The organism is Pseudoalteromonas carrageenovora IAM 12662 (assembly GCF_900239935.1).
In the GTDB taxonomy this organism is placed as follows: domain Bacteria; phylum Pseudomonadota; class Gammaproteobacteria; order Enterobacterales; family Alteromonadaceae; genus Pseudoalteromonas; species Pseudoalteromonas carrageenovora.
Map to the genome: position 1 here is coordinate 3,552,538 of NZ_LT965928.1, position 22,381 is coordinate 3,574,918.

General features: G+C 42.9%; 17 protein-coding genes. 7 read left to right on the forward strand and 10 right to left on the reverse strand.

The features are described from left to right. The first annotated feature begins 13 nt into the window (after window positions 1–13). Entirely contained in the window at window positions 14–1,903 is a 1,890-nt protein-coding gene (locus ALFOR1_RS16105; RefSeq protein WP_104643561.1) for a monovalent cation:proton antiporter-2 (CPA2) family protein, read from the forward strand. A gap of 317 nt (window positions 1,904–2,220) precedes the next feature. Here ALFOR1_RS16105 and ALFOR1_RS16110 read toward each other — a convergent pair whose 3' ends face one another. From ALFOR1_RS16110 to ALFOR1_RS16150, 9 genes are all read right to left on the reverse strand, one after another. Then, window positions 2,221–2,460 carry a hypothetical protein gene (locus ALFOR1_RS16110; RefSeq protein ID WP_131692497.1) on the reverse strand — a complete coding sequence of 80 codons (240 nt, stop codon included), beginning with the start codon at window positions 2,458–2,460 and terminating at the stop codon, window positions 2,221–2,223. A gap of 249 nt (window positions 2,461–2,709) precedes the next feature. Beyond that, on the reverse strand, window positions 2,710–3,657 hold the full coding sequence (locus ALFOR1_RS16115; protein ID WP_104643563.1) for an SEC-C metal-binding domain-containing protein: 948 nt from the start codon (window positions 3,655–3,657) through the stop codon (window positions 2,710–2,712). 284 nt (window positions 3,658–3,941) lie between these two features. After that, complete coding sequence (locus tag ALFOR1_RS16120) at window positions 3,942–4,655, reverse strand: hypothetical protein (RefSeq protein ID WP_104643564.1); 714 nt, start codon at window positions 4,653–4,655, stop codon at window positions 3,942–3,944. A 162-nt stretch (window positions 4,656–4,817) separates the two neighbouring features. Continuing rightward, entirely contained in the window at window positions 4,818–6,605 is a 1,788-nt protein-coding gene (locus ALFOR1_RS16125) for an alkaline phosphatase (protein WP_104643683.1), read from the reverse strand. Window positions 6,606–6,616: 11 nt separating this feature from the next. Then, window positions 6,617–8,200, reverse strand: coding sequence for an alkaline phosphatase (locus ALFOR1_RS16130; RefSeq protein WP_104643565.1), 1,584 nt, complete (start codon window positions 8,198–8,200; stop codon window positions 6,617–6,619). Between the two features lie 208 nt (window positions 8,201–8,408). Further along, entirely contained in the window at window positions 8,409–10,844 is a 2,436-nt protein-coding gene (locus ALFOR1_RS16135) for a TonB-dependent receptor (RefSeq protein ID WP_104643566.1), read from the reverse strand. Window positions 10,845–11,217: 373 nt separating this feature from the next. Then, window positions 11,218–12,957: a solute:sodium symporter family transporter gene (locus ALFOR1_RS16140; protein WP_173827062.1), complete on the reverse strand. Its 1,740-nt coding sequence runs from the start codon at window positions 12,955–12,957 to the stop codon at window positions 11,218–11,220. Window positions 12,958–13,058: 101 nt separating this feature from the next. Further along, window positions 13,059–15,119 (reverse strand): glycoside hydrolase family 31 protein, encoded by a 2,061-nt coding sequence (locus ALFOR1_RS16145; protein ID WP_104643567.1) that lies wholly within the window; start codon window positions 15,117–15,119, stop codon window positions 13,059–13,061. A 108-nt stretch (window positions 15,120–15,227) separates the two neighbouring features. Further along, the gene (locus ALFOR1_RS16150; RefSeq protein ID WP_227006924.1) at window positions 15,228–15,995 is read right to left on the reverse strand and encodes a sulfite exporter TauE/SafE family protein; all 768 of its coding nucleotides are present in this window, start codon (window positions 15,993–15,995) and stop codon (window positions 15,228–15,230) included. Window positions 15,996–16,165: 170 nt separating this feature from the next. On the opposite strand from ALFOR1_RS16150, the gene ALFOR1_RS16155 reads away from it, so the two are divergent. The 6 genes from ALFOR1_RS16155 to ALFOR1_RS16180 all read left to right on the forward strand — a co-directional run bounded on the left by ALFOR1_RS16155 (window position 16,166) and on the right by ALFOR1_RS16180 (window position 21,486). Continuing rightward, window positions 16,166–16,915 (forward strand): GntR family transcriptional regulator, encoded by a 750-nt coding sequence (locus ALFOR1_RS16155; RefSeq protein ID WP_058547765.1) that lies wholly within the window; start codon window positions 16,166–16,168, stop codon window positions 16,913–16,915. Window positions 16,916–17,129: 214 nt separating this feature from the next. After that, entirely contained in the window at window positions 17,130–18,092 is a 963-nt protein-coding gene (locus ALFOR1_RS16160; RefSeq protein ID WP_104643568.1) for an aldo/keto reductase, read from the forward strand. Between the two features lie 9 nt (window positions 18,093–18,101). After that, window positions 18,102–19,097, forward strand: coding sequence for a TauD/TfdA family dioxygenase (locus ALFOR1_RS16165; RefSeq protein WP_104643569.1), 996 nt, complete (start codon window positions 18,102–18,104; stop codon window positions 19,095–19,097). Continuing rightward, window positions 19,097–20,101 carry a YeiH family protein gene (locus tag ALFOR1_RS16170; RefSeq protein WP_104643570.1) on the forward strand — a complete coding sequence of 335 codons (1,005 nt, stop codon included), beginning with the start codon at window positions 19,097–19,099 and terminating at the stop codon, window positions 20,099–20,101. The genes ALFOR1_RS16165 and ALFOR1_RS16170 overlap by 1 nt, the downstream gene beginning before the upstream one ends. A 70-nt stretch (window positions 20,102–20,171) precedes the next feature. Then, on the forward strand, window positions 20,172–20,417 hold the full coding sequence (locus ALFOR1_RS16175) for a DUF3297 family protein (RefSeq protein WP_004586033.1): 246 nt from the start codon (window positions 20,172–20,174) through the stop codon (window positions 20,415–20,417). 166 nt (window positions 20,418–20,583) lie between these two features. Continuing rightward, window positions 20,584–21,486, forward strand: coding sequence for a homocysteine S-methyltransferase family protein (locus ALFOR1_RS16180; protein WP_058547769.1), 903 nt, complete (start codon window positions 20,584–20,586; stop codon window positions 21,484–21,486). 22 nt (window positions 21,487–21,508) lie between these two features. On the opposite strand, the gene ALFOR1_RS16185 is transcribed toward ALFOR1_RS16180, so the two are convergent. Then, window positions 21,509–22,345 carry an alpha/beta hydrolase gene (locus ALFOR1_RS16185; RefSeq protein ID WP_104643571.1) on the reverse strand — a complete coding sequence of 279 codons (837 nt, stop codon included), beginning with the start codon at window positions 22,343–22,345 and terminating at the stop codon, window positions 21,509–21,511. Window positions 22,346–22,381 lie beyond the last annotated feature (36 nt).

The window sequence follows — 22,381 nt, forward strand, 5'->3', positions numbered from 1 at the left end:
TTAGGATATACGCGTGTTAGAAATAGCTTTAATTTACTTAGCGGCGGCCATAGTGGCTGTACCTATTGCCAAGCGAGTGGGACTTGGCTCGGTACTTGGTTATTTAATTGCGGGCATACTAATTGGCCCTTACGCCCTGGGTATTGTGGGGGATCAAACAGATGTAATGCACTTTGCCGAGTTTGGCGTAGTGATGATGCTGTTTTTGGTTGGCCTTGAGCTACAACCCGCCCGTTTATGGAAGCTTCGCCATTCAATATTAGGGCTTGGCGGCTTACAGGTCGTACTTACCGCCGCGGCTATTTTTGCGTTTTGTTATTGGGTTTTTACCATGCATTGGCAAACCGCCCTCGCCATTGGCTTAATGCTGGCGCTGTCATCAACCGCTATTGTACTGCAAAGCCTTGAAGAAAAAGGCTGGCTAAAGCAAGAAGCCGGGCAAAATGCATTCTCGGTTTTGCTGTTTCAAGACATCGCCATTATTCCTATTTTAGCGCTCCTACCACTACTGGCTTTTGCGCCGCAAAGTAGCTCAAAAGACATTAGCGACTCCATTATTGCAAGCTGGCCGGTATGGCAACAAGTTGGCGTATCGGTAGCGGTTATCGCCGCTATTATTGCCGGCGGAAAATATGTGTCGGCGCCGTTATTTAGATACATAGCGCAAACCCACATGCGTGAAATATTTACTATTTTTGCGCTGTTTTTAGTGGTGGCTATTGCCCTTGTGATGCAAAGTATTGGCTTATCACCAGCACTCGGTACATTTTTAGCCGGTGTAGTCCTTGCCGAAAGCGAGTTTAGACACGAGCTAGAAGCCGATATAGAGCCCTTTAAAGGCCTACTGTTAGGGCTGTTTTTTATCACTGTTGGCGCATCAATCAACTTTGAATTATTAGCGGATGAATTTACAACCGTTATTGCACTCGTTGCGCTGCTTATTGTAGTAAAAGCCTGCATTTTATTTGCCCTTGCTATCACCTTTAATATTAGTAAAAAGCAGCGTTTACTGTTTGCACTAGCGCTGGCTCAAGGCGGCGAATTTGCTTTTGTACTTTTAAGTGTAACCACTACATTAAGCATATTAACGCCAGAGCAAACAAGCCTTGTGACGTTAGTGGTGGCTGTTTCAATGTTGGTTGCGCCACTGTTATTAATGGCTTACGAGCAGCTACAAAAACGCACCAGTAACAGCGCGCCCGAGTTTGATAAGCCCGAGCAAATTAGCAGTGCTAAACACGTTATAATTGCAGGCTACGGGCGCTTTGGGCAAATTATGGGTCGCTTATTACACGCCCAAGGCTACGAAATTACTGTACTTGATCACAGCCCAAGCCAAATAGAACTTCTACGCCGCTTTGGCAATACCGTATTTTATGGTGATGCTGCCCGCCAAGAGCTCCTTGAAGCTGCAGGCGCGCACACCGCGCAAATGCTAATTGTGGCAATAGACGATGCAGACAAAACCCTCGAAATTATTAAGCTTGCGCATAAAAACTACCCGCAGCTTAAAATTGTTGCCCGCGCTATCGACCGCCGCCACGCCTATCAATTACTTAATTTAAAAGTAGATGCCTTTAACCGCGAAACGGTCGACTCGGCCATTAACTTAGCGGTAGATGCATTAGAGCTATTAGGTAACAATAAAGAAGATGCCCAGCGCGCCGGAAAACTATTTAGAGACCACGACCGCGCTGCCGTACTGCAACTTGCCGAACTGTGGGGCGACGACGCCAGCTACGGTGTAGCCGTGCGCCAACGCATGGAAGATTTAAAACAAGTACTGCAACAAGACAAGCAGGCACAAAGTGATTTAAATACCTGCGACAGCGGCGACTGTGAAGACGGCCTAACAGAACTCGCTGATAGGCCTAAAAAGCCTGATGATTCTCATATTGAGTAACGATTAGGTAATCGTGTTATTCGCGGGTGATGATAGCATTTTAATACAAACAAGAAATAGTTGGTTTAAATCAGCATCGCTGGAGTATAACCAACTGTTTTATCTTTAAAAAATTCGTATTTCGCCTACAACTGTACTGATACCTGCCAAGTAGATGATTTAGCCCTATTAATAATTTCCACTACACTAGTCATCAATACTTCAGATGTTTTTTTATTATACAAAGCAACCTGATACCTATCACCTAAAGCTTCTGCAGCTTTAATTTCATTCTCAGTTAAGGCAAAGAAAAAGCCCGAGAAATCTTTTTTGACGCGTTATTGATTAGCCGACTTGATTTCAATAAAGGTTATGTCTGAGAGTGAAGCTTTAATAGATACAAGGTCATTAAAATCTATCGAAACTCCTTTTGGAATAGACAACGCATCGAAACTTGAATGTTTAATAATAACCCCTACTTCTTTAAGGGCTGATAACAAAAGTTTTAGTTCATTTCCTTTCGATCTAGGAATCCAATTTTCATTTAATTCAATGGTCACCATTTGAACCATTTTCATTAGCATACCTAGCCAAATGCTGCTTTTTAGAATTAATAACATCTATCGGATTCAACTGAATACCCTCTTAGTAATTAACACCCGACTAACATGCTACGTATTAGGGTAGCTTTTTATTATTTTAATGCAGCGGTCGATCAATATTGAATCCACATACAGCCTAGCATGAGCACACCACGATAAATTTACCAAACGCAACAAACACTATACAAGAATCGACAAGTATAACGCGCCACCTTGATATTTTTGTTAGTACACTAACCCACAGCACTTTTTGAATTTCTTTCCACTACGGCACGGGCAAATTTCATTACGACCAACTTTTCGATTTTCTCTTGCTCGTCCTACAAACGTTTGCCGAGTGTGTCTTTGTGGTATATTAGGAGGAATACTATCTAATGTCATACTTCCTATATGGACACAACCACCACCAACACCTATAGACATAGAATTATTATTAATGTCAAACCCGACTTTACTCCCTTCAATATCCATTGAATTAGACGTTAATATTTGCCCTGATGGTGTAATCACTTTCAAATTTTTATTTTCACGACAAGATAGTTCTATACCTAAATGCTCCATCTCTAGACGTTCAATCACTAGATTGTGCGGAGGCTCTGAACGCAGAGAAAGAACAATATCACCAAGAGCTTTCCTTATTGTTATTCTGGTACCAACAACCTCTACATCCCAATTATTTGTAGTTGTAATCCACTCATTATCGACAATTTTTAATACCTCGCGTCCATCCCTATCAGCCAAATATGCATTTATTCGAAATGGTGCGCCTTCGGATTCTGGAGGCTTAATAGAAAGTACATTATCTCCATTTATCCTAATTAAGGATTCAACGCCTTTGCAATTTAATGTGCCAATTGTAATTTTTGGCTCGACCATTCCTAAGTCAAAAGGACCAAAAGAAAATCCTTTTTGTTTACAGACAGGGCTATCAGATCTGATTTTTATCGTTTCTTTCGATAATAGTTTTCGAGTAACACGGTCATGGCAACCGCCACATAGGAGAACTATATGGTCTGGGTTATGTTCTGTTGCTTCCGCAAATGTAGGGTCAACATGCTCATATTGATAAACCGCATTCCCGCAATTTACACAACCAAAACCGCAGCGTTGTCTAATTTCACGCTTAATACCAGCTTCAATTGTATCCTTTAAGCCATACTTGTTTATTCTCACCAAAAACTTCCATTAAGTGTGCAAACAACTTTATCAGAGGACATTTCACTTATTACCACGAAAGTTCCTATAATGTGAACTTCTATTAATATCAAATAGAGTAAATTATTGCCAACTATAAATATTATGCGGCTGATGGTGTGTGTTTTAAAAAATGGGGAGGTGTTTGCAGTATTACTTGGGCGGAAATGGCTAAAATTAATCTATTTTTAAATACCTACTTGTAGCCCATAGCCGCCTATCATCCTTTCAGCTATGAGCTACTACATTTAAAAACGCTAAACCTAGTGGTGGTGCCCACCTTGAATAGCTTTACCTTGCTGATTATAAAACCCCGTTGCGCCGTGTTCTATAAAGCCTAGGTTGATCATTTTTGCTAAAAACGGGTCGTTTTCGTTATCGCCAATGTCGGCATAATCGGTGGTTTGAAAGCGATCCCATTTGGCAAACTGTGCGGTTATTTCTGCTTTATTACTGTTTACTTCGTTAAGGCTTAGCAAAGTATGGGTATCGCTTTTTTTATTGGTTACGCTAAAGCTTTTAACCAAGTTTGATTTGCTAAATAAAGCGAGTTTAAATTGGTTGTCGCCCTCGGTAAGTGCGTAGTTTTTTACTTCATCGCAGCCGTTGCCGTGGGTGTTAACTAGGGTCATTTTTTTAATTAAATGCGTATCCACCAGCTGATTTTTAGCGCTCCAACTTTGTACACCGCGTACCTCAGATGGCTGATATTCAATACCGCGTTGTTGGGCATTAAAATAACGAATTGGGCGAATTTGTTTGTTAGCTAAGTGCTGCCAAAGCTCAGTAATAACTTCACGCTGATGCGCAACTTGTGAGTTGTTTCGCCAAAGCGTAAGTGATTGCGTGCTTTGCTCGTTTTTACGAGTATTGGTAATTTTATAGTCGGCTTTTAAATGCGCGCTATCAATATTACATTGCTGCGCTAGGGTGTTGGTACTGGCAAGTGTTGCCATTAAAAATAATGCTAGTTTCATTAAATTATCTCTTATTTAAACGTCACTGTAATAGGCATTACCATACCCATTTACAGTGGCATTTTTATGACATAAAAAAACAACTCGCACAGCGTACGAGTTGTTTTTAAATACCCTATTTTTTATACGTACTTTATGTGCTGAGCGTACGTATTAAATTACTTATGGCGTTACTTTTTCATCAGCGGTAGTTACTAAGTCTGCTGCAAAGTCCATTACATGGAATAAAAAGCTTTGCTCGTTAGTGCCTGTAACTAAGTGAGCGCCTGGGCCCATTGCGTAAACGCCAACATCTTCACCAGCGTGAGTTTCTGAGCCAAGAGGTACTAACGACTCTTGGTGAAAACCCGCTGTAGTTGTATCAACATCGGTTAAATCTACACGCCCAGTTACCGGTGCAGCTAAGTAAGATGCATCGGCATTGGTTTCATCGCCTAAATCTCTATAACCTAAGCCATTAGTGTAACCAACTGTGGTGTATGGCATATCGTCGGCAGCTAGGCTTGGCTCGGTTTCGCCTACGGCAACAACTTTACCTAATATTGGGTTACCACGTTTAGGGTAGCCTGCAATAGTAAATACGTGGCTGTGATCGGCTGTTACTACTATTAGCGTTTCTTCTGGGTTAGTGTTTTCCATTGCCACTTGCACAGCTTTTGCAAACTCTACTGTGTCGTTTAGGGCATTGTAGGCATTACCCGCATGGTGCGCGTGGTCAATACGGCCTGCTTCTACCGATAAGAAAAAGCCATTGTCGTTGTTATCGAGTACGTTAATTGCTTTTTCGGTCATTTGGCTAAGCGACGGCTCGCCCGCTACATCGTTTGCGCGGTCGGCTTCGTATTGCATGTGCGATTCGTTAAATAAACCAAATACTTTAGTGGCATCGTCGCTGATTGCATCAAAACCGGTTTGGTCCATAACGTAAGTGCCGCTTGGGTAAGTTGTTTGCCACTCGGTTACTAAGTTGCGGCCATCAGTACGGTCGCCTTCTACTGCGCTTACTGCATCGGCTGAGTTTGCTGTTTCATCTTTTGGTAAAAAGTGACGACGTCCGCCACCCATTACAACATCAATGCCATCAACATCAATACCTGCATAACGCGACTCTAAGTTGGCTTCAAAGTTAACAAGTTGCGATGCAATATCTTCACAGGCTTCAGTGCCCTCTGGCATATCTGAGTTATCTTCCCAGTTACGGTCAGCCGATTTAGCATACGTTGCTGCAGGTGTTGCATGGGTAATACGTGCGGTTGAAATAAGGCCGGTTGCTTTACCCGCTATTTCAGCAAGCTCTAATGAGGTAACCAGTTCGTTACCTGTTACCGTGGCACAGTCGCCGCGTTCAATGTCTTCATCTACACCAATTACGCCCACATCGGTTTTAACACCTGATACCATTGCCGTCATTGTGCCTGCAGAATCTGGCGTTTGTGCATCTACGTTGTAAGTTTTAACAAAACCTGAGTACGGCATTTTTTCAAAGCTTAACTGGTAGTCTTCACCTAAACCGCCTTCAAGCTGGCCTGCTAAAATACGTGCAGCTGTTACGGTAGAAATACCCATGCCGTCGCCAACAAATAATATAACGTTTTTCGCTTTGCCCGACTCAGTAACCACTTCGCTATTAGCTTGCTGTGTTGCCGCAAGCTTTGTTTGAGCATCGCCATACCATGCGTTAGTAGTTAGGGTGGCAAGTTGCTCGCTGGTAAGTGACGTAGCAGGTGCATTACACACTAAGTTAGAAGAGGTTACTTCGTCGCTATCTAGCACGCCGTTGCCGTTTGTATCTACGCCGGTTTGGGTTTCTACGCCGCCATTAACACATTGCTCAGAGCCGACTGCAATGGTGTTATCTACCGCGAGAATATTATTTTCGTCTTTGTCGTCGTCACTACAACCTGCTAGCGCGACCATTACTGCTAAAGAAAGTACTGTTAATTTGTTCATGTTAGCCGCCATTATTGCTGAGTTAGTTCAAGAGCTTGATTAATTAAATGAAATACTACGTTTTGCTCAATTACGCCTTGAGCTAGCTGTGCACCAGGGCCTTTTGCATGCAGCGAAATATCTTCACCGGCATGGGTTTCTGAGCCAAGAGGGACAGTGGTTTCTTGGTGAAAGCCAACATTGGTAGTATCAACACCACTAAGCTCTACACGTCCAGCAACTGGGCCAGTTGTATATGCTGCATCGGCATCTGTTTCATCAACTAAGTTTCTAAACCCTAAACCATTTGCATAGCCTACTGTGGTGTATGGCATATCATCGGCAGCAAGGCTTGGTGTGGTTTCGCCTACGGCAACTACTTGGCCTAAAATTGGGTTACCGCGTTTAGGGTAGCCAGCAATAGTAAATACGTGGCTGTGATCGGCGGTTACTAAAATAAGGGTTTCTTCTGGGTTGGTATTATCTACCGCAGCTTGCACGGCTTTAGCAAATTCTATGGTGTCGTTAAGTGCGTTGTAGGCATTACCCGCGTGGTGTGCGTGGTCAATACGGCCCGACTCAACGGTTAAGAAAAAGCCGTTTTCGTTTTTACTTAATACGTCAATTGCTTTGCTAGTCATTTCGCTAAGCGATGGCTCGCCGGCAATATCGTTTGCGCGGTCAGCTTCGTATTGCATGTGCGATTCGTTAAATAAGCCAAATACTTTAGTCGCATCATCAGCAATAGCATCAAAACCTGTTTGATCCATTACGTATGTTGCATCTGGGTATTGTGTTTGCCACTCAGTAACTAGGTTACGTTCATCAGTACGATCGCCCTCTACCTCACTTACTGCATCAGCTGAGTTAGCTGCTTCATCTTTTGGTAAAAAGTGACGACGCCCGCCACCCATTACAAAATCAAGACCGTCTACGTCGGTACCTACAAAACGTGCTTCTAGATTTTTTTCAAAATTAACTAATTGCGAGGCAATGTCTTCACATGCAGTTTCGGTTTCTGGCATGTCTGAGATATCTTCCCAGTTACGATCTGCCGATTTAGCATAGGTTGCCGCTGGCGTTGCATGGGTAATACGCGCTGTTGAAATAACACCGGTTGCTAGGCCTTTAATTTCAGCAAGTTCTGTTGCTGTTAAAAGCTCATTACCCGATACAGTTGAACACACACCGCGCTCTATATCTTCGTCTACACCAATAACGCCTACATCGGTCTTAACCCCTGAGATCATCGCGGTCATTGTGCCAGCAGAATCTGGTGTTTGTGCATCTACGTTGTATGTTTTTACTTGTGCTGAGTACGGGAACTCTTCAAAGCTTAAATAACCTTCTTCACCTAAATCGCCCGCTCTTTGTCCTTGTAAGATACGTGCTGCAGTAAGAGTAGATACACCCATACCGTCGCCTACAAACAAAATAACGTTTTTAGCTTTTGTTGTTTGCTCGCTTTGTGCAAGCGCAGTTTTTGTGGCGAGTGTGGTTTGGGCATTTGTATACCAGTCATTGTCTGTTTGGCTTTGTGGTAATACATTGGCATGGCTTGCTGTGCTCAACATAAACGTTAAGCCAACTGCCGCAGCAATTTTTTTAATTTTCATCCTTTATTATTCCCATAGTGTAGTGGTTATTTTTTGCTTGAAGCGTAAACCTCAAATAAGTAACCGCAGCACTATAGAAAACAGATGTGACCTCTAAGAGTACTTTTAATTAAAAAACAATGACTAAACTATGACAAAATTAAGACAAAAAAAGCGCAGCGGTTAAACGCTGCGCTTTTTAAATAATATCAGGGATGTATTTATTAAATTAAAAACGTGCCTTAAACGATACGCCAAAGTAACGCTCTGCATCACGCGGAATTTGGTAACGGAAGTTGTCACCACTGTAAGTAGTTGCGTAGCTTTCGTCGGTCAAGTTTTTGGCAATAAGCGATACTCTAAATGCATCATCTTTAAACGATAAGCCAACGCTTGCGTTTAAAATTCCGTAATCTGGCAGTAACGACGCGGGGTTAAACTCGCCTACGTTGTCGGGTAAGTCTGAGTATTGCTCATCGGTGTAAATGTATGAGCTATTTATGTGTACGTTAAAGCCATGCTCAGTTTCAATAAAGTAATCGGCTGTTAGTGAGTATTTTAAATCTGGCGAAAATGGGACATCTAAACCAGATCGGTCAGTACATGAGCCTGCTGCTACTTCTGCCGGACAATTAAACTCGTCAATTTCGGCTTTAATATAAGCTACGCCACCGGTAAATGTAAGTGAGTCGGTTGCAGCCCACATAAAGTCAACTTCAACACCTTGCGTGCTAACATCGCCCGCGTTTGTTAAGCGGGTAATACAGGTGCCGTCTGAACAGTCAAAATTGTTAGCTTGAAAGCCTTCAATTTCTGTTCTGAAAAGTGCCATGTTAAACACAAACTCGCGGCTTGCGTATTTGTAACCAAGCTCAAACGCGTCTGACTCTTCTGGCGATATTTCACGGCTGTCGGTGTCTGGATTAAAGTTATAATAAATATTAAAACCAGGCCCTTTGTAACCTTGCGAATAAGTACCGTATACCATTTGGCCATCGCCTAAATCGTATTGCATACCTAAACGACCCGATACGTTGGTTTCTTCTGCTTTGCCTGCATCGTCAGTATTTAGTGTTGCTGGGCGTACGCCTACACCGGTTCGGCCATATACATCGTTACTTACACGGCGATGCGTGTACGACACTTCGTCGTCGGTGTAACGAATACCAAATAGTACGCGTAAATCTTCAGATAAATCGTAAGTACCGTCGGCAAAGGCTGCCCAGTTGTTAAACTCGGTGCTCATATATGCGGTTGCCGACACAATATCGTTAGCGTTACAGCTAACACCTAAACCTTGTGCGTAACCATCTAAATCGGCAAGTGCGGCATCAAGCTCTGCGCCCGATAGGTTATTTTGCGCGTAATTCGCCATTGCAGCATCTAATTGGCCACCGTTATTTTGACAACTCGCATCACGAGTAAAGTTACGTTGTGAGTCCATGTTCCAGTAAAATAAACCAGCAACATAGTTAAATGGGCCTGCTAGATTTGAGGTAACTCTAAACTCTTGGGAAAACTGATCCCATTGCTGTGCGCCTAAGTCGTGCAACTGAAACGGTGCATCGAATACAGGGTCGTTACTGTCGCCAGCAATAGAGGTAAAGTCGCCTTCGCGGTATTCTGTGTTATCCCACGAGCGCTGCGCTGTAATTGAGGTATACGTGTAATCGCCAATGGTTTTATCAACCTGCACCGAAAACGCGCTATGTTCATCAATAGTGCGCGACTCGTAGTCGTGATCCACTTTGCGCTGATCTAGGTCAATATCGGCTACGCCATCAACAATGCCGTTGCTGTCTGGTACTGCTTGCGAATCTGGATTACGGCCACTTGGTAGGGCTTCTAAATCGGCACAACAGTCGTCGTCTGCATTATAAAATTCAGCAATAAATTTTACGCTTAAATCATCTTCTGGCTCGTATTTAAATACGGCGCGCGCACCTTCTCGGTCATAGCCGTTTACTTTTTCGTTGTTGTAAACGTTATCAATGTAGCCATCAAACTTACCTTTAAACACGGTTAAGCTTGCTGCTAAATCGTCGGTTAAACCACCGCTTACAACGCCTTTAAATCGGTATTCGTTATCTTGATAAAACGAGGTTTCTACGCTGCCGGTTGTGTCGTACGAAGGATCTTTTGTCGTTATATTTACCACACCCGCAGAGGCATTTTTACCAAATAGTGTACCTTGTGGGCCGCGCAGTACTTCAATGCGGTCTACATCATATAAATCGGCAAAGGCTTGACCAGAGCGGCCAAGTACTACGCCATCAACCACGGTTGCTACACTTGGCTCAGCGGCAATACTAAACGAAATAGTACCAATACCGCGCACCGTTAGCGCTGAGTTACGGGTTGTGGTGCCTTTTCTAAAGCTCACCGAAGGTACAAGTGACTGTAAGCCTTCCATGTTATTAGCAAATGCAGAGTCAATCTGATCACCATTAAGCACTGATACCGCAAGCGGCACTTCACTTAAGCTTTGCGTTCGCTTTTGCGAGGTAACTACTATTTTTTCAAATGAATCGTTTGTAGCTTCTGCTGTTTTTTGTTGTTCTTGTTCGGCTTGCTCTTGCTGCGCGTGTACTTGCGTGCTTAGTGCTAAACCGGTTGTCATTGCTAACGTGACTGCCAAGCTTAAGACGGACTTTTTAGCTCTCATGTCATTCTCCATATTGTGCGTGTGTGCTGTGTGGTACCGCGCTAGCAATTGTGTGGGTTGCTAATAAAGCGGTGTCAGTGTGTTGAAATACTTTTCTTACATATTCTTATGTCTTATACAAGAGCTTTAAACTTAAACAAACAATCTTCTAAATGCAATCATTATGTGAATAATTTGTAATTTTAAATTTATATACAGAATATCGGCGCGTTATACCAACTCGCTTAATTAAGTAATCTATTTTGAGGCTGGAAAAACGTGTTGATAGCTAGGCAAAAAATTCGCTATTTAGTTATTCTAAATGAGAATTTTTTAACGCAGGTAGCGACACGTTTAGCCCCGCAAAATGATTAAGTATTATTGCACATTGGTATTATGTGCCTTTAGCAACGCCAATATGCGCTAAGCTATTTTCGTAACGCTTATGCCATCGGCGTACACTCCACCAGCTAAGCACTAAGGCTGTAGACCATACAGCAGCTAAACTTGGTACAAAGTACACACTGGTTCCACCAACCAATCCGAGTGGCGAAAATAATATATATAAGCTAACAATCAAGCTTACTAATACAATGGCGCAAGGTAATGCGTATTTCCAAGGATTAAGGTCTACCTCTGCTTTACGGGTAAATACCCAAGGTGTTGCAAGGGGTTTGTAGTAACCAATACCCAACATAATCGCGAGTTCTATAAAGAACAAAATGGCGTAAATATGGATAAAGTTAATGTCTACGTCCCACACAAATTTAAGCAAAGTGTAGGCAATAATATGGAAGATAATGGCCACTTTAGCGCCCAGTGCAGGCACTTTGCGGGTAAACAAACCCACTAATACAATTGTGATGACCGGAATGTTATAAAAGCCTGTAAATACACGAATAATGTGCCATAAACCTTCTGGCGCAAACATCAGTAATGGCGCAGTAATAAACGACAATATAGCAATTACAATACTGGTAATTTTGGCCACTTTAATTAGCTTTTCATCGCTTACTTTGTCTTTTTTCATTGGTTTGTAAACATCTAAACAAAACAATGTGGCTGCACTATTTAGCAGTGAATTAAACGAGCTAAATACCGCACCTAGTAGCACCGCTAAAAAGAACCCAGATAAGTACTGAGGCAGTACATCTTTAACTAAATGTGGGTAAGCTAAATCAATGGTTTGTAAGCTTTCGTGCTTGTAAAGGTGATACGCAATTACGCCTGGGATCATCATCATAAAGGGCACTAGCACTTTAAAGTACCCTGAAAACAACACGCCCTTTTGACCTTCTACTAAGTTTTTGGCGCCCAATGTACGCTGGATCACGTACTGATTTGTGCCCCAGTAAAATAAATTAGCGAGGATCATACCGGTAAAAATGGTGCCAAATGGCACGGGATCTTCACTGCTACCGATGGCGTTAAGCTTTTCGGTATCGGTGTTTACAAGTGTACTTAGGCCATCGGCAAAATTGCCATCGCCAAGGGCAATAAGCCCAAGTGTAGGCACTAAAATACCAATAATTAATAACCCAACACCGTTAATGGTATCTGATACTGCAACTGCCTTTAAACCGCCAAATACCGCGTAAATAGCGCCCACGGAGCCTACTGTAATAATGGTTACAATTAAGCTTGCTTGGTAGCTCATATTTAATAAGGTAGGTACATCAAACAGCCTAAGAACGGCGATTGATCCTGAGTACAAAACAGAAGGGATCGTTATAAAACAATACCCTACCATAAATAAGATCACCGTCATGCGGCGAACTGTATCGTCAAAACGATCCCGTAAAAATTCAGGTAAGGTAGAAAACGCACCGGCTAAATAGCGCGGTAAAAAGATCAGCGCCATTATAATAGTTGATACCCCAGCTGTTACTTCCCACGCCATTGAACTTAGGTTGTAACCATACGCTGAGCCATTAAGGCCAATAAGTTGCTCGGCCGATAAGTTAGTGAGGATCATCGACCCCGCTATAAATGTACCCGTTAAACCACGCCCCGCTAAAAAGTAGCCGTCTTGGGTGTTAACTTCCCCTTTGGTTTTTTGGTACGAGATATATCCTACCAGCGCCATAAACGCCAAGCACGATAGCAGTGTCATGGTAATGTTCATACCTTCCATCTTACGCCCCTTTTAGCTTACTTTACTCGGTAAAAAGTAAGCTAATATCTTTATTATTGTGTGTGTTACGTGTGTTGTGTGTGTTTGCTATTAACCGAGTTTTATTTTGGCCATGCTGTTAGCTGGCTCATGTCTTGCTCTGTGTGTTGAACCTCTGGGCCTAGCATGAGCGTATCGCCTTTACGAACAAATACGGCCATTTGTGTAAGCTCAAGTGTTTCTTCGTAATACTTGCCGCCTTGGAACGCCTGCCCATCAGGGAATCGCACCCACTCGCCTTGTGGTAAATAAAATTTAACTTTACCGTTTGGTACAACACATGGCACAACAAGGAGTTTTTCGCCGCACATAAATTGCTGATCGAAACTATGTGCCAGTACGTCATCAGGAAACGCCAGTGCCATAGCACGCTGAATAGGCAGCCCAGTTTGCTGCGCTTGCTCTGCACATTCTTGTAAGTAAGGAATTAACTGATAGCGTAATTTAAGCGCTGCAAATACCGCGTCACTTGCTTGCTCGGTGTATGACCACGGTTCGCGTGGGCCAATGCCATGTAAACGCATGTGCGCACTAAATACCGACGCTTGCGCCCAGCGAACATAAAGCTCTGCATCGCGCGTATCTTTGTAAAAACCACCAATGTCGGTTGCAAAAAATGGCCCGCCCGACATGCCCCACGCTAAGCTACCGCGAATGCTCGCTGCTAAACCTTGCCAATCGGCTTGTGGGTCGCCACCCCATTGTGCAGGGAAACGTTGGCTGCCAGTCCACGCTGAGCGGCTAAATAAAAATGGCCCTGTTTTGCAGTACTTTTCTGCGGCTTCATAAACGCAGCGGTTGTACAGCATGCTATAAACATTATGCAGTCTAATGCCGCTGTCGCCACTGTGCGATACCATGTTTTCGTCTTCTAGCTGTTCGCCAAAGTCTGCTTTTATCATATCTACGCCAAACTCAAACAATGGCTTGTGCGACTCCAGCCAGTATTCGTAAGCATCGGGATGAGTAAAATCTAAAATACCCGACTCCGGTAATGGCGTAAGTACTTCGCCAAATGGGCTTAAATCCCACTCGTATTGATACGCTTTACCTGTGCGTTTGTCTTTTATTAGCCAGCCGTTTTCGGCCGCTTTAGCAAATAATGGGTTGTTTACCGAGATCATTGGGTATTCCCACACGCAAATTTTAAAATCCATGGCTTTTAATTCATCAAGCACAGGTTTTGGGTCGGCGTAACGTGTTGGATCCCACTCAAAGGCAAAGCGGGTGTCGGTGTCTTGCCATGCACGGCCATCAAGAGTTATTACATCGCACGGCATATTTTTAGCGCGTACTTCGCGGGCGACACTTAATAGCTCGTTGGCGTCTTTGTAGTACGCTTTTGATAAAATAACACCAAAACTCCACTGTGGTGGTACCGGTGCAAAACCAGTTAGCTCGCAGTAGCGATTAATACTTTGTGCAGGCGTTTGCTCTTGGTATAAAAATACATCTAGCGCGTCGTCTTCTACTAAACACACATAAGCACGTTGCGACCAAAGCGCGTAACCTACACCATGTGTAACAGGCGCTGGTGTGTGTACAAATAAGTTCCAGCCCTCTGGGCTCCATGCATACGGTGTGTTTTTATAAGACTTTTCGGCGTTGACGCCTAGCGCATCGTGGTTGTATGAACGAATAAGTTGGCCGCGTTTATCAAGCTTGCCCCATTTTTCGCCAAGCCCGTATACGGCTTCGTCATAATTAAGCTCTAGGCTTAAAATCCAACCGTTATCGGTTTTAGCCAGTGGCGGTAAACGGTGCTGGCGCACAAAGTGGCCATCGGTTGCTGATTGCTGTACTAATTTATCGTTTTTATAAAGCTTAAAGTAAAACGGGTCGCTGTAAAATTCTAAGCGGTACTCACCGGCGGTGGCTGCAAAGCCTTGGTCTAATTTATTAAGTGATAGCGGTAAGTTTGAAGGGGTGGTGGTTAATATTTTAAACGTCTCGTCATGCGTGGTGCCTGCATTTAAACGTAAACCAAACTGGCTTATTGTAACGCTAACCTCGCCAAATTGAGTCGGTAAAACTAGCACATGGCCTTGTAACTTAGGCTCTGCAGTCAAGCGTGCTGGCTCTATTGCGTTCCAGTCTGGCTCACGTAATTCAAATGCATTCATGGGAGTTCCTTAACCAATTATTAGTCTTGTATAAGACACAAGTTAAATAATTGTAATCCCCATGTCAACGTAAATAAACTCAAGTTAAGTTAATTTACATCGTTACTTTTAAAATATACCCGGTGCCGATGTAGCCACCAGCGAAACGCCACTTAGGCCAAGCAATGCGATTGCTATTATACGAATCCATTTTGCATCGACGTAAGGCGTTAATTTACGAGCAAATTGCGTTACTAATAATACCAGCGGTATGGCCGCTGCAATTAAAAACATAATGTCGAGCTCGGGTAAGGTGCCAAATAAGGCAATACCAACACGGACTAAGCCACCAATGGTAAATACCGCAAGTAAGGTGCTACGTATGGCCTCAATAGACCAAGCTTGTTTATAGCACTGAAACACCAGCGGCGGCCCCGAAGTTGAAAACAGCCCGCCCAGCAAACCACTTACGCCGCCGGCAATTAAAAATGAGCTACTACTGCTTTGTTTGTTCGCTCTTTCACGGCCAATTAGCATTAAGCCACAACACAGCAAAATACTAATTCCTAAAATAAAGTTTAAAAATTGCGTTAAATGCGACGACATATATTCAAGCAGTATAAAACCTATCAGCATTAACGGAATGCCGGTATACAACATTAGTTTAAGCTCGGGAACTTTTACCGAGCTGCGGTTTTTAACCACCACCGTTGTGGAGTTAACCAAACCCAATAAGCTCACTAAAAATGTAGTCGCGGTGAGCGGTAAAACATCTAGCAGCGTAAAACTGGCAACCACCAGCAATCCAAAGCCAAACCCGCTAAGCGTTTGCATTATGGTGGCAAGGCTTAGGCACAGTGCCATAATCAATATGAGTTCTAACGAAATACTGAGCACTTTAAATTTCCTAGATGTGCGCTATTGTAGTGTAACGATTTGTTTTTAGGCATAATGTAAAAACAAACTGTATTGCAATAGTTCACAATTAATTGAGCTTGCGCAAAGATGCGCAAAAGTTTTCACCTATGATATAAATACAGGTGGATTATATTTAATGGTAAATAACAATGAGTAACTCTATGTTTGATCACAAATTAAGTGGCCCAAGCTTGGCTTTTCAACCACTTTACTTACAAGTGGCTGATTATATTAAACAGCTCATTGTAGAGAGACGCTGGGTTCCTGGCGAAGCATTACCAAGCGAATTTCGCCTTGCTGAAGAATTTAATGTAAGCCAAGGCACTGTTCGTAAAGCACTTAATTTATTAACTGACGATAAAATAGTCACTCGACGCCAAGGTGTTGGTACGTTTGTATCTGAGCATACCGCGCAAGATGCCTTGTTTAGGTTTTTTCCGCTACAGGCCGACGGTAAAGGCGCCGACCTACCTAAAGCCGAGCTATTATCAGTTGAGCTTTGCCCTGCACCACAGGATGTTATTGATGCGCTGCAACTTAATAAAAAAGACAAAGTCACTAAGCTTGTACGCAGACGCATTCTCGATAACGAATTTTGTATGAGCGAAACTATATATCTACCACAAAGCTTCTTTCCTGATATACATCAAAGTAGTGATATTCCGCACACATTGTATCATTACTACCAAACCAAATTTAACCAAACTGTACATAAAACCCAAGACAGCATTAAAGCCGTTTTAGCAGATGAAACCGACGCTAAACTACTGGCGATTAAAGCAGGCGAGCCACTTTTATTAGTATCGCGCATTACCGAATCAATCGAAGGTAAACGCATAGAATACCGTTTAAGCCGATGCCGTAGCGATCATTACCACTACCAAATTGAACTTGATTGATTCACCGCGTTTAGCCGCTAATTATTTATATTAGCGCACACTTATTAAATATTTTTTAAAGGCAGCAAACGCTGCCTTTTTGCTGCCTGCAGGTTTTTTAACTTAACCATTTACGACTTTAACGTTAACACAGTGTTGACACTGTTAGATTCGTATAATAACTTATGTCTTATACAAGACCTAAGTCATTATGCAATTTTAACAGGAATTCCCAATGAGTTCATTAAATAACATCCCTCCAGTAGGGTTCGGTTTATGGAAAGTAGCACAAGAAGATTGTGCACAAACAGTATACCAAGCCATTAAAGCAGGCTACCGCCACCTTGATTGCGCATCAGACTACGGCAACGAAGAACAAGTTGGCGATGGCATAGCCCAAGCAATTAACGACGGCCTTTGTACTCGCGAAGAATTATGGGTTACGTCAAAGCTATGGAACACCTTTCATGCGCCAGAGCATGTAGAGCTAGCCATTGATAAAACTTTGAGCGATTTAAAGCTTGAGTACCTCGACTTATACTTAATTCACTTTCCGATTGCGCAAACGTTTGTACCAATCGAAACACGCTACCCACCAGAGTGGTTTGTAGACCCAGATGCACAAAACCCACAAATGGAGCTGGCAAAAGTGCCGCTACACTTAACGTGGCAAGCAATGGAAGAGCAAGTACATAACAACAAAGCAAAACGCATTGGTGTGTGTAACTACTCAAGCGCACTTATTCACGATTTAATGACCTACGCAACAATTAAGCCTGCCATGCTGCAAATTGAGTCGCACCCTTATTTAACGCAAGAGCGAATAATAAGGCTTGCCAAACAGTACGATATTCCGGTTACTGCGTTTTCGCCGCTCGGTGCGCTTTCGTACCTTGAGCTTGAAATGGCCGATCAAACAGAGTCGGTACTTGAGCAAAGCGTAGTAAAAGCTGCGGCGCAAAACCATGGCAAAACACCAGCACAAGTTGTGCTGCGTTGGGGCGTGCAACGCGGCACTGCCATTATTCCTAAAACCTCTAAATTTGAACGCATGAAAGAAAATCTCGCGCTGTTCGACTTTGAATTAACAGAGCAAGAAATGGCGCAAATTTCTGCGCTTAATAGCAACCGCCGTTTTAACGACCCTGGGCACTTTTGTGAAGCTGCCTTTAACCGTTTTCACCCTATTTACGATTAGGATAATAAAATGTCAGCTACCGAACTTAACTATGCCCAAGTGCCTACTCAATTAACGTTTGATGACTCGGTTTTTCCGTGCATTGTGGTTAATAACAATAACGCCAGCACCGTTGAAGAAGCGGTAGCTTTTATTCGCGCTCACAAAAGCGAGTTGGCTAAAAAACTACGCAGCTCAGGCGCTGTATTGTTTAGAGGCTTTCCTGTTGATAGCGCCGAAACCTTTGATACGTTTTCAGCGGGGTTTGATTACGACAACTTTACGTACCAAGAGTCGCTATCTAACGCGGTACGTATTAACTTTACCGAGCGTGTATTTACCGCTAACGAAGCACCCAAAGATGTAGAAATTTACCTTCATCACGAAATGGCACAAACACCTATTTCGCCAAGTAAGCTGTTCTTTTTTTGTAAATCGGCAGCTGAGGAAGGCGGCGCGACACCGCTTTGTCGCTCAGATAAATTATTTAGCGCATTAAAGCAATTTGATAGCCAATTAGCCGATGACTTTGAGCAAAAAGGCTTAAAGTACACCACTTATATGCCCGCAGCCGACGATGCAACATCGGGCCAAGGCCGCAGCTGGAAAAGCACCCTAAGCGTTGAAACCAAAGACGAAGCGCATAGCAAACTTACCGAGCTAGGTTACGAGTGGGAATGGCTAGAAGATGGCTCTTTAAAAGCAATTACTCCGGTTTTACCTGCAGTAGTTACGCTTGAAAACGGCGTACAGGTTTTTTATAACCAACTTATTGCCGCTTACATGGGTTGGAAAGGCGTACGCGAAAATCCATCAGTTGCTATTACTTTTGGCGATGGTAGCGCTATTCCTAAACAAGGACTTGAAAAAATTGTTGAGCTATCAAAAGACTATACCTTTGATTTAGCATGGCAAGATGGCGATGTAGCCTTAGTTGATAACGAAATGGCTATGCATGGCCGTCGCCCATTTACTGGCGAGCGCAAACGCCAAGTACTTGTTGCCCTTACGGCAGCCAACGCCTAATGCAAAACTTAAGTGGTGCATTAAAAGTAAAAATTTCCCCGTTATGGCAAGGTGCCAGCATTGCTGCAATGACTGGCCTTGCCGCTTTATTTTTAAGTGAGCACTATGGCGCACCCGCTATGCTGTTTGCTTTATTATTAGGTATGGCGGTGTCGTTTTTATATCAAAGTGATAGCCCGTGCGCTAAAGGCATAGACTTTACTGGCACCACGGTTTTACGCGTAGGCATTGTTTTACTTGGCACACGTATAGCACTGGGCGATTTGGTTACACTGGGCTGGCAAACAGCCCTAATGCTAGCTGGCGCTATATTTACCACCATTATTTTGGGCGTAATACTTGCCCGTGTATTTGGTTTGCAAAAACGCTTTGGCGCACTCACCGGCGGCTCAGTCGCTATTTGTGGTGCATCAGCAGCACTAGCTATTTCATCTATTATGCCAAACAGCGAGCATAAAGAGCGCGATACGTTACTTACCGTAATTGGCGTAACGGCCATGTCGACCATTGCGATGATTTTATACCCTATTGTGGTTAACTACCTTGAATTTGATGCACATAACGCAGGCGTATTTTTAGGTGGCACTATACACGATGTAGCCCAAGTAGTCGGTGCGGGTTATTCGGTATCGCCCGAAACTGGCGATATAGCAACACTTACCAAACTAGTACGAGTGGCTATGCTGTTGCCAGTAGTACTTATTATGATGGTGGTTATTAATCGCTCAAATAAAGGTAACCATGGCGAGTTGCCAAAAGTACCAGGATTTTTAATTGGCTTTGTTATTTTAATGCTTATTAACAGCACCTTTAACCTACCAGCTATCGTGCTCGAAACCGCTAACGAGCTTTCTCGATTCTTTTTAATTGCCGCCATAGCCGCCATTGGTATGAAAACAAACTTAGGTAAACTCACCGAGGTAGGCTTAAAACCAATAATAATGATTATTGCTGAAACAATTTGGATAGCACTGTTAATACTTGGCTTTGTATTGTGTAGCTAAGCATTAAACCTTGAGCGTATTGAGTGGATTGCCTACAATAGCGCATCACTTTTTAATAAAGATTAAAACCATGACCGATTCAACAAAACCAGCATTACCTGATCAGCTTTCTATTAACCCACGTAGCAAGCATTACGTAGAAGAAGTGTTTGAACACGAAATTGGCGTAAGCTTAAATGGCAAAGAACGCTTTGACGTAGAAGAATACTGCATTAGCGAAGGTTGGATTAAAATTGCCGCACCTAAAGCGCTAGACCGTCGCGGTCAGCCATTACTTATGAAAGTAAAAGGTACGGTAGAGGTATTTTATAAGTAAGCTCAATCTTACTTAAATAAGCGACTCTCCTACGAGATGTCGCTTTTTTTATACCTATTGAAAAGCATTGAGCTTCTTTCATGTTAAATGTGATGAAGTTTCATTATGATTTTATTAAAAACATGGTTGAATAGCGCCATATTGTACAGATACACAAAGGCTTGTTATGAATAAACTCACTATTTTAGATGGCGGTATGGGACGCGAACTTAAGCGTATTGGCGCGCCTTTTACACAGCCACTGTGGAGTGCACAAGCACTAATAGAAGCCCCGCATTTTGTAACGCAGGCTCACCAAGGTTTTATAGACGCAGGCGCTGAAATTATTACCGTTAATAGCTATGCTTGTGTGCCCTTTCATTTAGGTGAAGCGCTATACCAAGCTCAAGGTGCAGCCCTTGCACAGCAAGCTGCCGTTATAGCAAAAGAAGTAGCTCAAAACGCTAAACAAAATGTATTAGTAGCAGGCTCATTACCACCCGCATTTGGCTCTTACCGCCCAGAGCTATTTGAGAGCGAACGCGCTTTTACTATTTTAGATACGCTATATAAAGCGCAAGACGAGCACGTAGATTTATGGATTGGCGAAACCATATCGAGCATTGAAGAAGCACACGTTATGGCAAGCGTACTTAAAGGCTCAAACAAGCCATGTTATTACGCATTTACCTTAAATGATGTGGTAAGCGAGCAAGCTAAACTTCGCTCTGGTGAACTGGTAAGTGACGCAGTAGCGGCTTTGCTTGAACAAAACGTTGCTGGTATTTTCTTTAACTGCTCAATCCCTGAGGTTATAGAGCAAGCCTTTAGCGATACTAACGCAGTATTAGCCAAGCAAAATAAAAGTGTTGTTTTAGGGGCGTTTGCTAATGGCTTTACACCTATAGCGCGCGACTACAAAGCCAACGAAGGATCGCAAGCGTACCGCGATATTTCACCTGCAGAATACCTAAATTTTTCAAAGACGTGGTACAGCCAGGGCGCAAGTGTTATTGGCGGCTGCTGTGGTATTGGTCCAGAGTTTATTGAAGTGCTGGCAAGCTGGAAGCAGGCACTTGAAAGCGCTTAAGCTTTTAGTGCCTTTATAAATATTAGGGCTTATTTGCTGTCACCCAATCAAGCCCTTGTATCGCCGTAGTAGGAAAGGCAGTTGAATGGCTCGCCCCTTCAATAACAACGCTTTTTAGTTCAATATTGTCACTGCTAAGTGCATTAATTTTTTGCATTAATTGCTTTGCCCCTTCCACCATATTTTGCCCTTCACTAAAGCTTGGGGTTTCCTTTGCCCCTACCGATATATAAACCTTTGTAGGCAATTTAGGTTTATTTGCTTGTAGCGCTAAAATCGCATTGTTATTAAACCAAACTGATGGGCTGCCAATTATATAATTATTAAATAAATCGGGCATCGTAAATAAAATAGTCACGCCAAATAAGCCGCCTAAAGAGTTACCTATATAGGTTTTTTGTGTGCTACTTGCTCGGTAGTTACTTTGTATAAACGGCAGTACAGTATTTTTTAAAAACAGCGCGTGGTTTTGAGCGTTACCTGTTTGTTTTTTCCAGCTTTTAGCCTTATTTGGTGTGTAGTCTCTAACTCGGCTATTAGACCCTTTGGAGCCTTTTTCGTAGCTAATGGCCACAATAATAGCCTGCTGCATTTTACCGGTATTCATAGGAAACCGCGTAGCTCCCGCCACAATAGGAAACGTATACGGTGCATCGGTTAAATAAATAACTGGATATATTTTTTCAGGGTGCTTTTTATATGACTTAGGGAGCTGAATAAAAACAGGATATACCCGATTGGTTGCGGGCTCAGTGAGCTCTATAACGCTGCTTCTAGGGATTTGGTAGGGGGTATTTGCGCTTAATTTAAAACACATTAAAGCGCAAAGTAACAGCAGGGATTTTAAAGCAGTATTCATTAACCTAAGCCAAGCATAATAAACCAATATTGGATG

Bases quoted from the DNA above. Each gene is read 5' to 3' on its own strand.
- ALFOR1_RS16110 (WP_131692497.1), bottom strand. From the start codon at position 2,460: ATGAAAATGGTTCAAATGGTGACCATTGAATTAAATGAAAATTGGATT.
- ALFOR1_RS16120 (WP_104643564.1), bottom strand. From the start codon at position 4,655: ATGAAACTAGCATTATTTTTAATGGCAACACTTGCCAGTACCAACACC.
- ALFOR1_RS16125 (WP_104643683.1), bottom strand. From the start codon at position 6,605: ATGAACAAATTAACAGTACTTTCTTTAGCAGTAATGGTCGCGCTAGCA.
- ALFOR1_RS16130 (WP_104643565.1), bottom strand. From the start codon at position 8,200: ATGAAAATTAAAAAAATTGCTGCGGCAGTTGGCTTAACGTTTATGTTG.
- ALFOR1_RS16135 (WP_104643566.1), bottom strand. From the start codon at position 10,844: ATGAGAGCTAAAAAGTCCGTCTTAAGCTTGGCAGTCACGTTAGCAATG.
- ALFOR1_RS16140 (WP_173827062.1), bottom strand. From the start codon at position 12,957: ATGGAAGGTATGAACATTACCATGACACTGCTATCGTGCTTGGCGTTT.
- ALFOR1_RS16145 (WP_104643567.1), bottom strand. From the start codon at position 15,119: ATGAATGCATTTGAATTACGTGAGCCAGACTGGAACGCAATAGAGCCA.
- ALFOR1_RS16155 (WP_058547765.1), top strand. From the start codon at position 16,166: ATGAGTAACTCTATGTTTGATCACAAATTAAGTGGCCCAAGCTTGGCT.
- ALFOR1_RS16160 (WP_104643568.1), top strand. From the start codon at position 17,130: ATGAGTTCATTAAATAACATCCCTCCAGTAGGGTTCGGTTTATGGAAA.
- ALFOR1_RS16165 (WP_104643569.1), top strand. From the start codon at position 18,102: ATGTCAGCTACCGAACTTAACTATGCCCAAGTGCCTACTCAATTAACG.
- ALFOR1_RS16170 (WP_104643570.1), top strand. From the start codon at position 19,097: ATGCAAAACTTAAGTGGTGCATTAAAAGTAAAAATTTCCCCGTTATGG.
- ALFOR1_RS16175 (WP_004586033.1), top strand. From the start codon at position 20,172: ATGACCGATTCAACAAAACCAGCATTACCTGATCAGCTTTCTATTAAC.
- ALFOR1_RS16180 (WP_058547769.1), top strand. From the start codon at position 20,584: ATGAATAAACTCACTATTTTAGATGGCGGTATGGGACGCGAACTTAAG.
- ALFOR1_RS16185 (WP_104643571.1), bottom strand. From the start codon at position 22,345: ATGAATACTGCTTTAAAATCCCTGCTGTTACTTTGCGCTTTAATGTGT.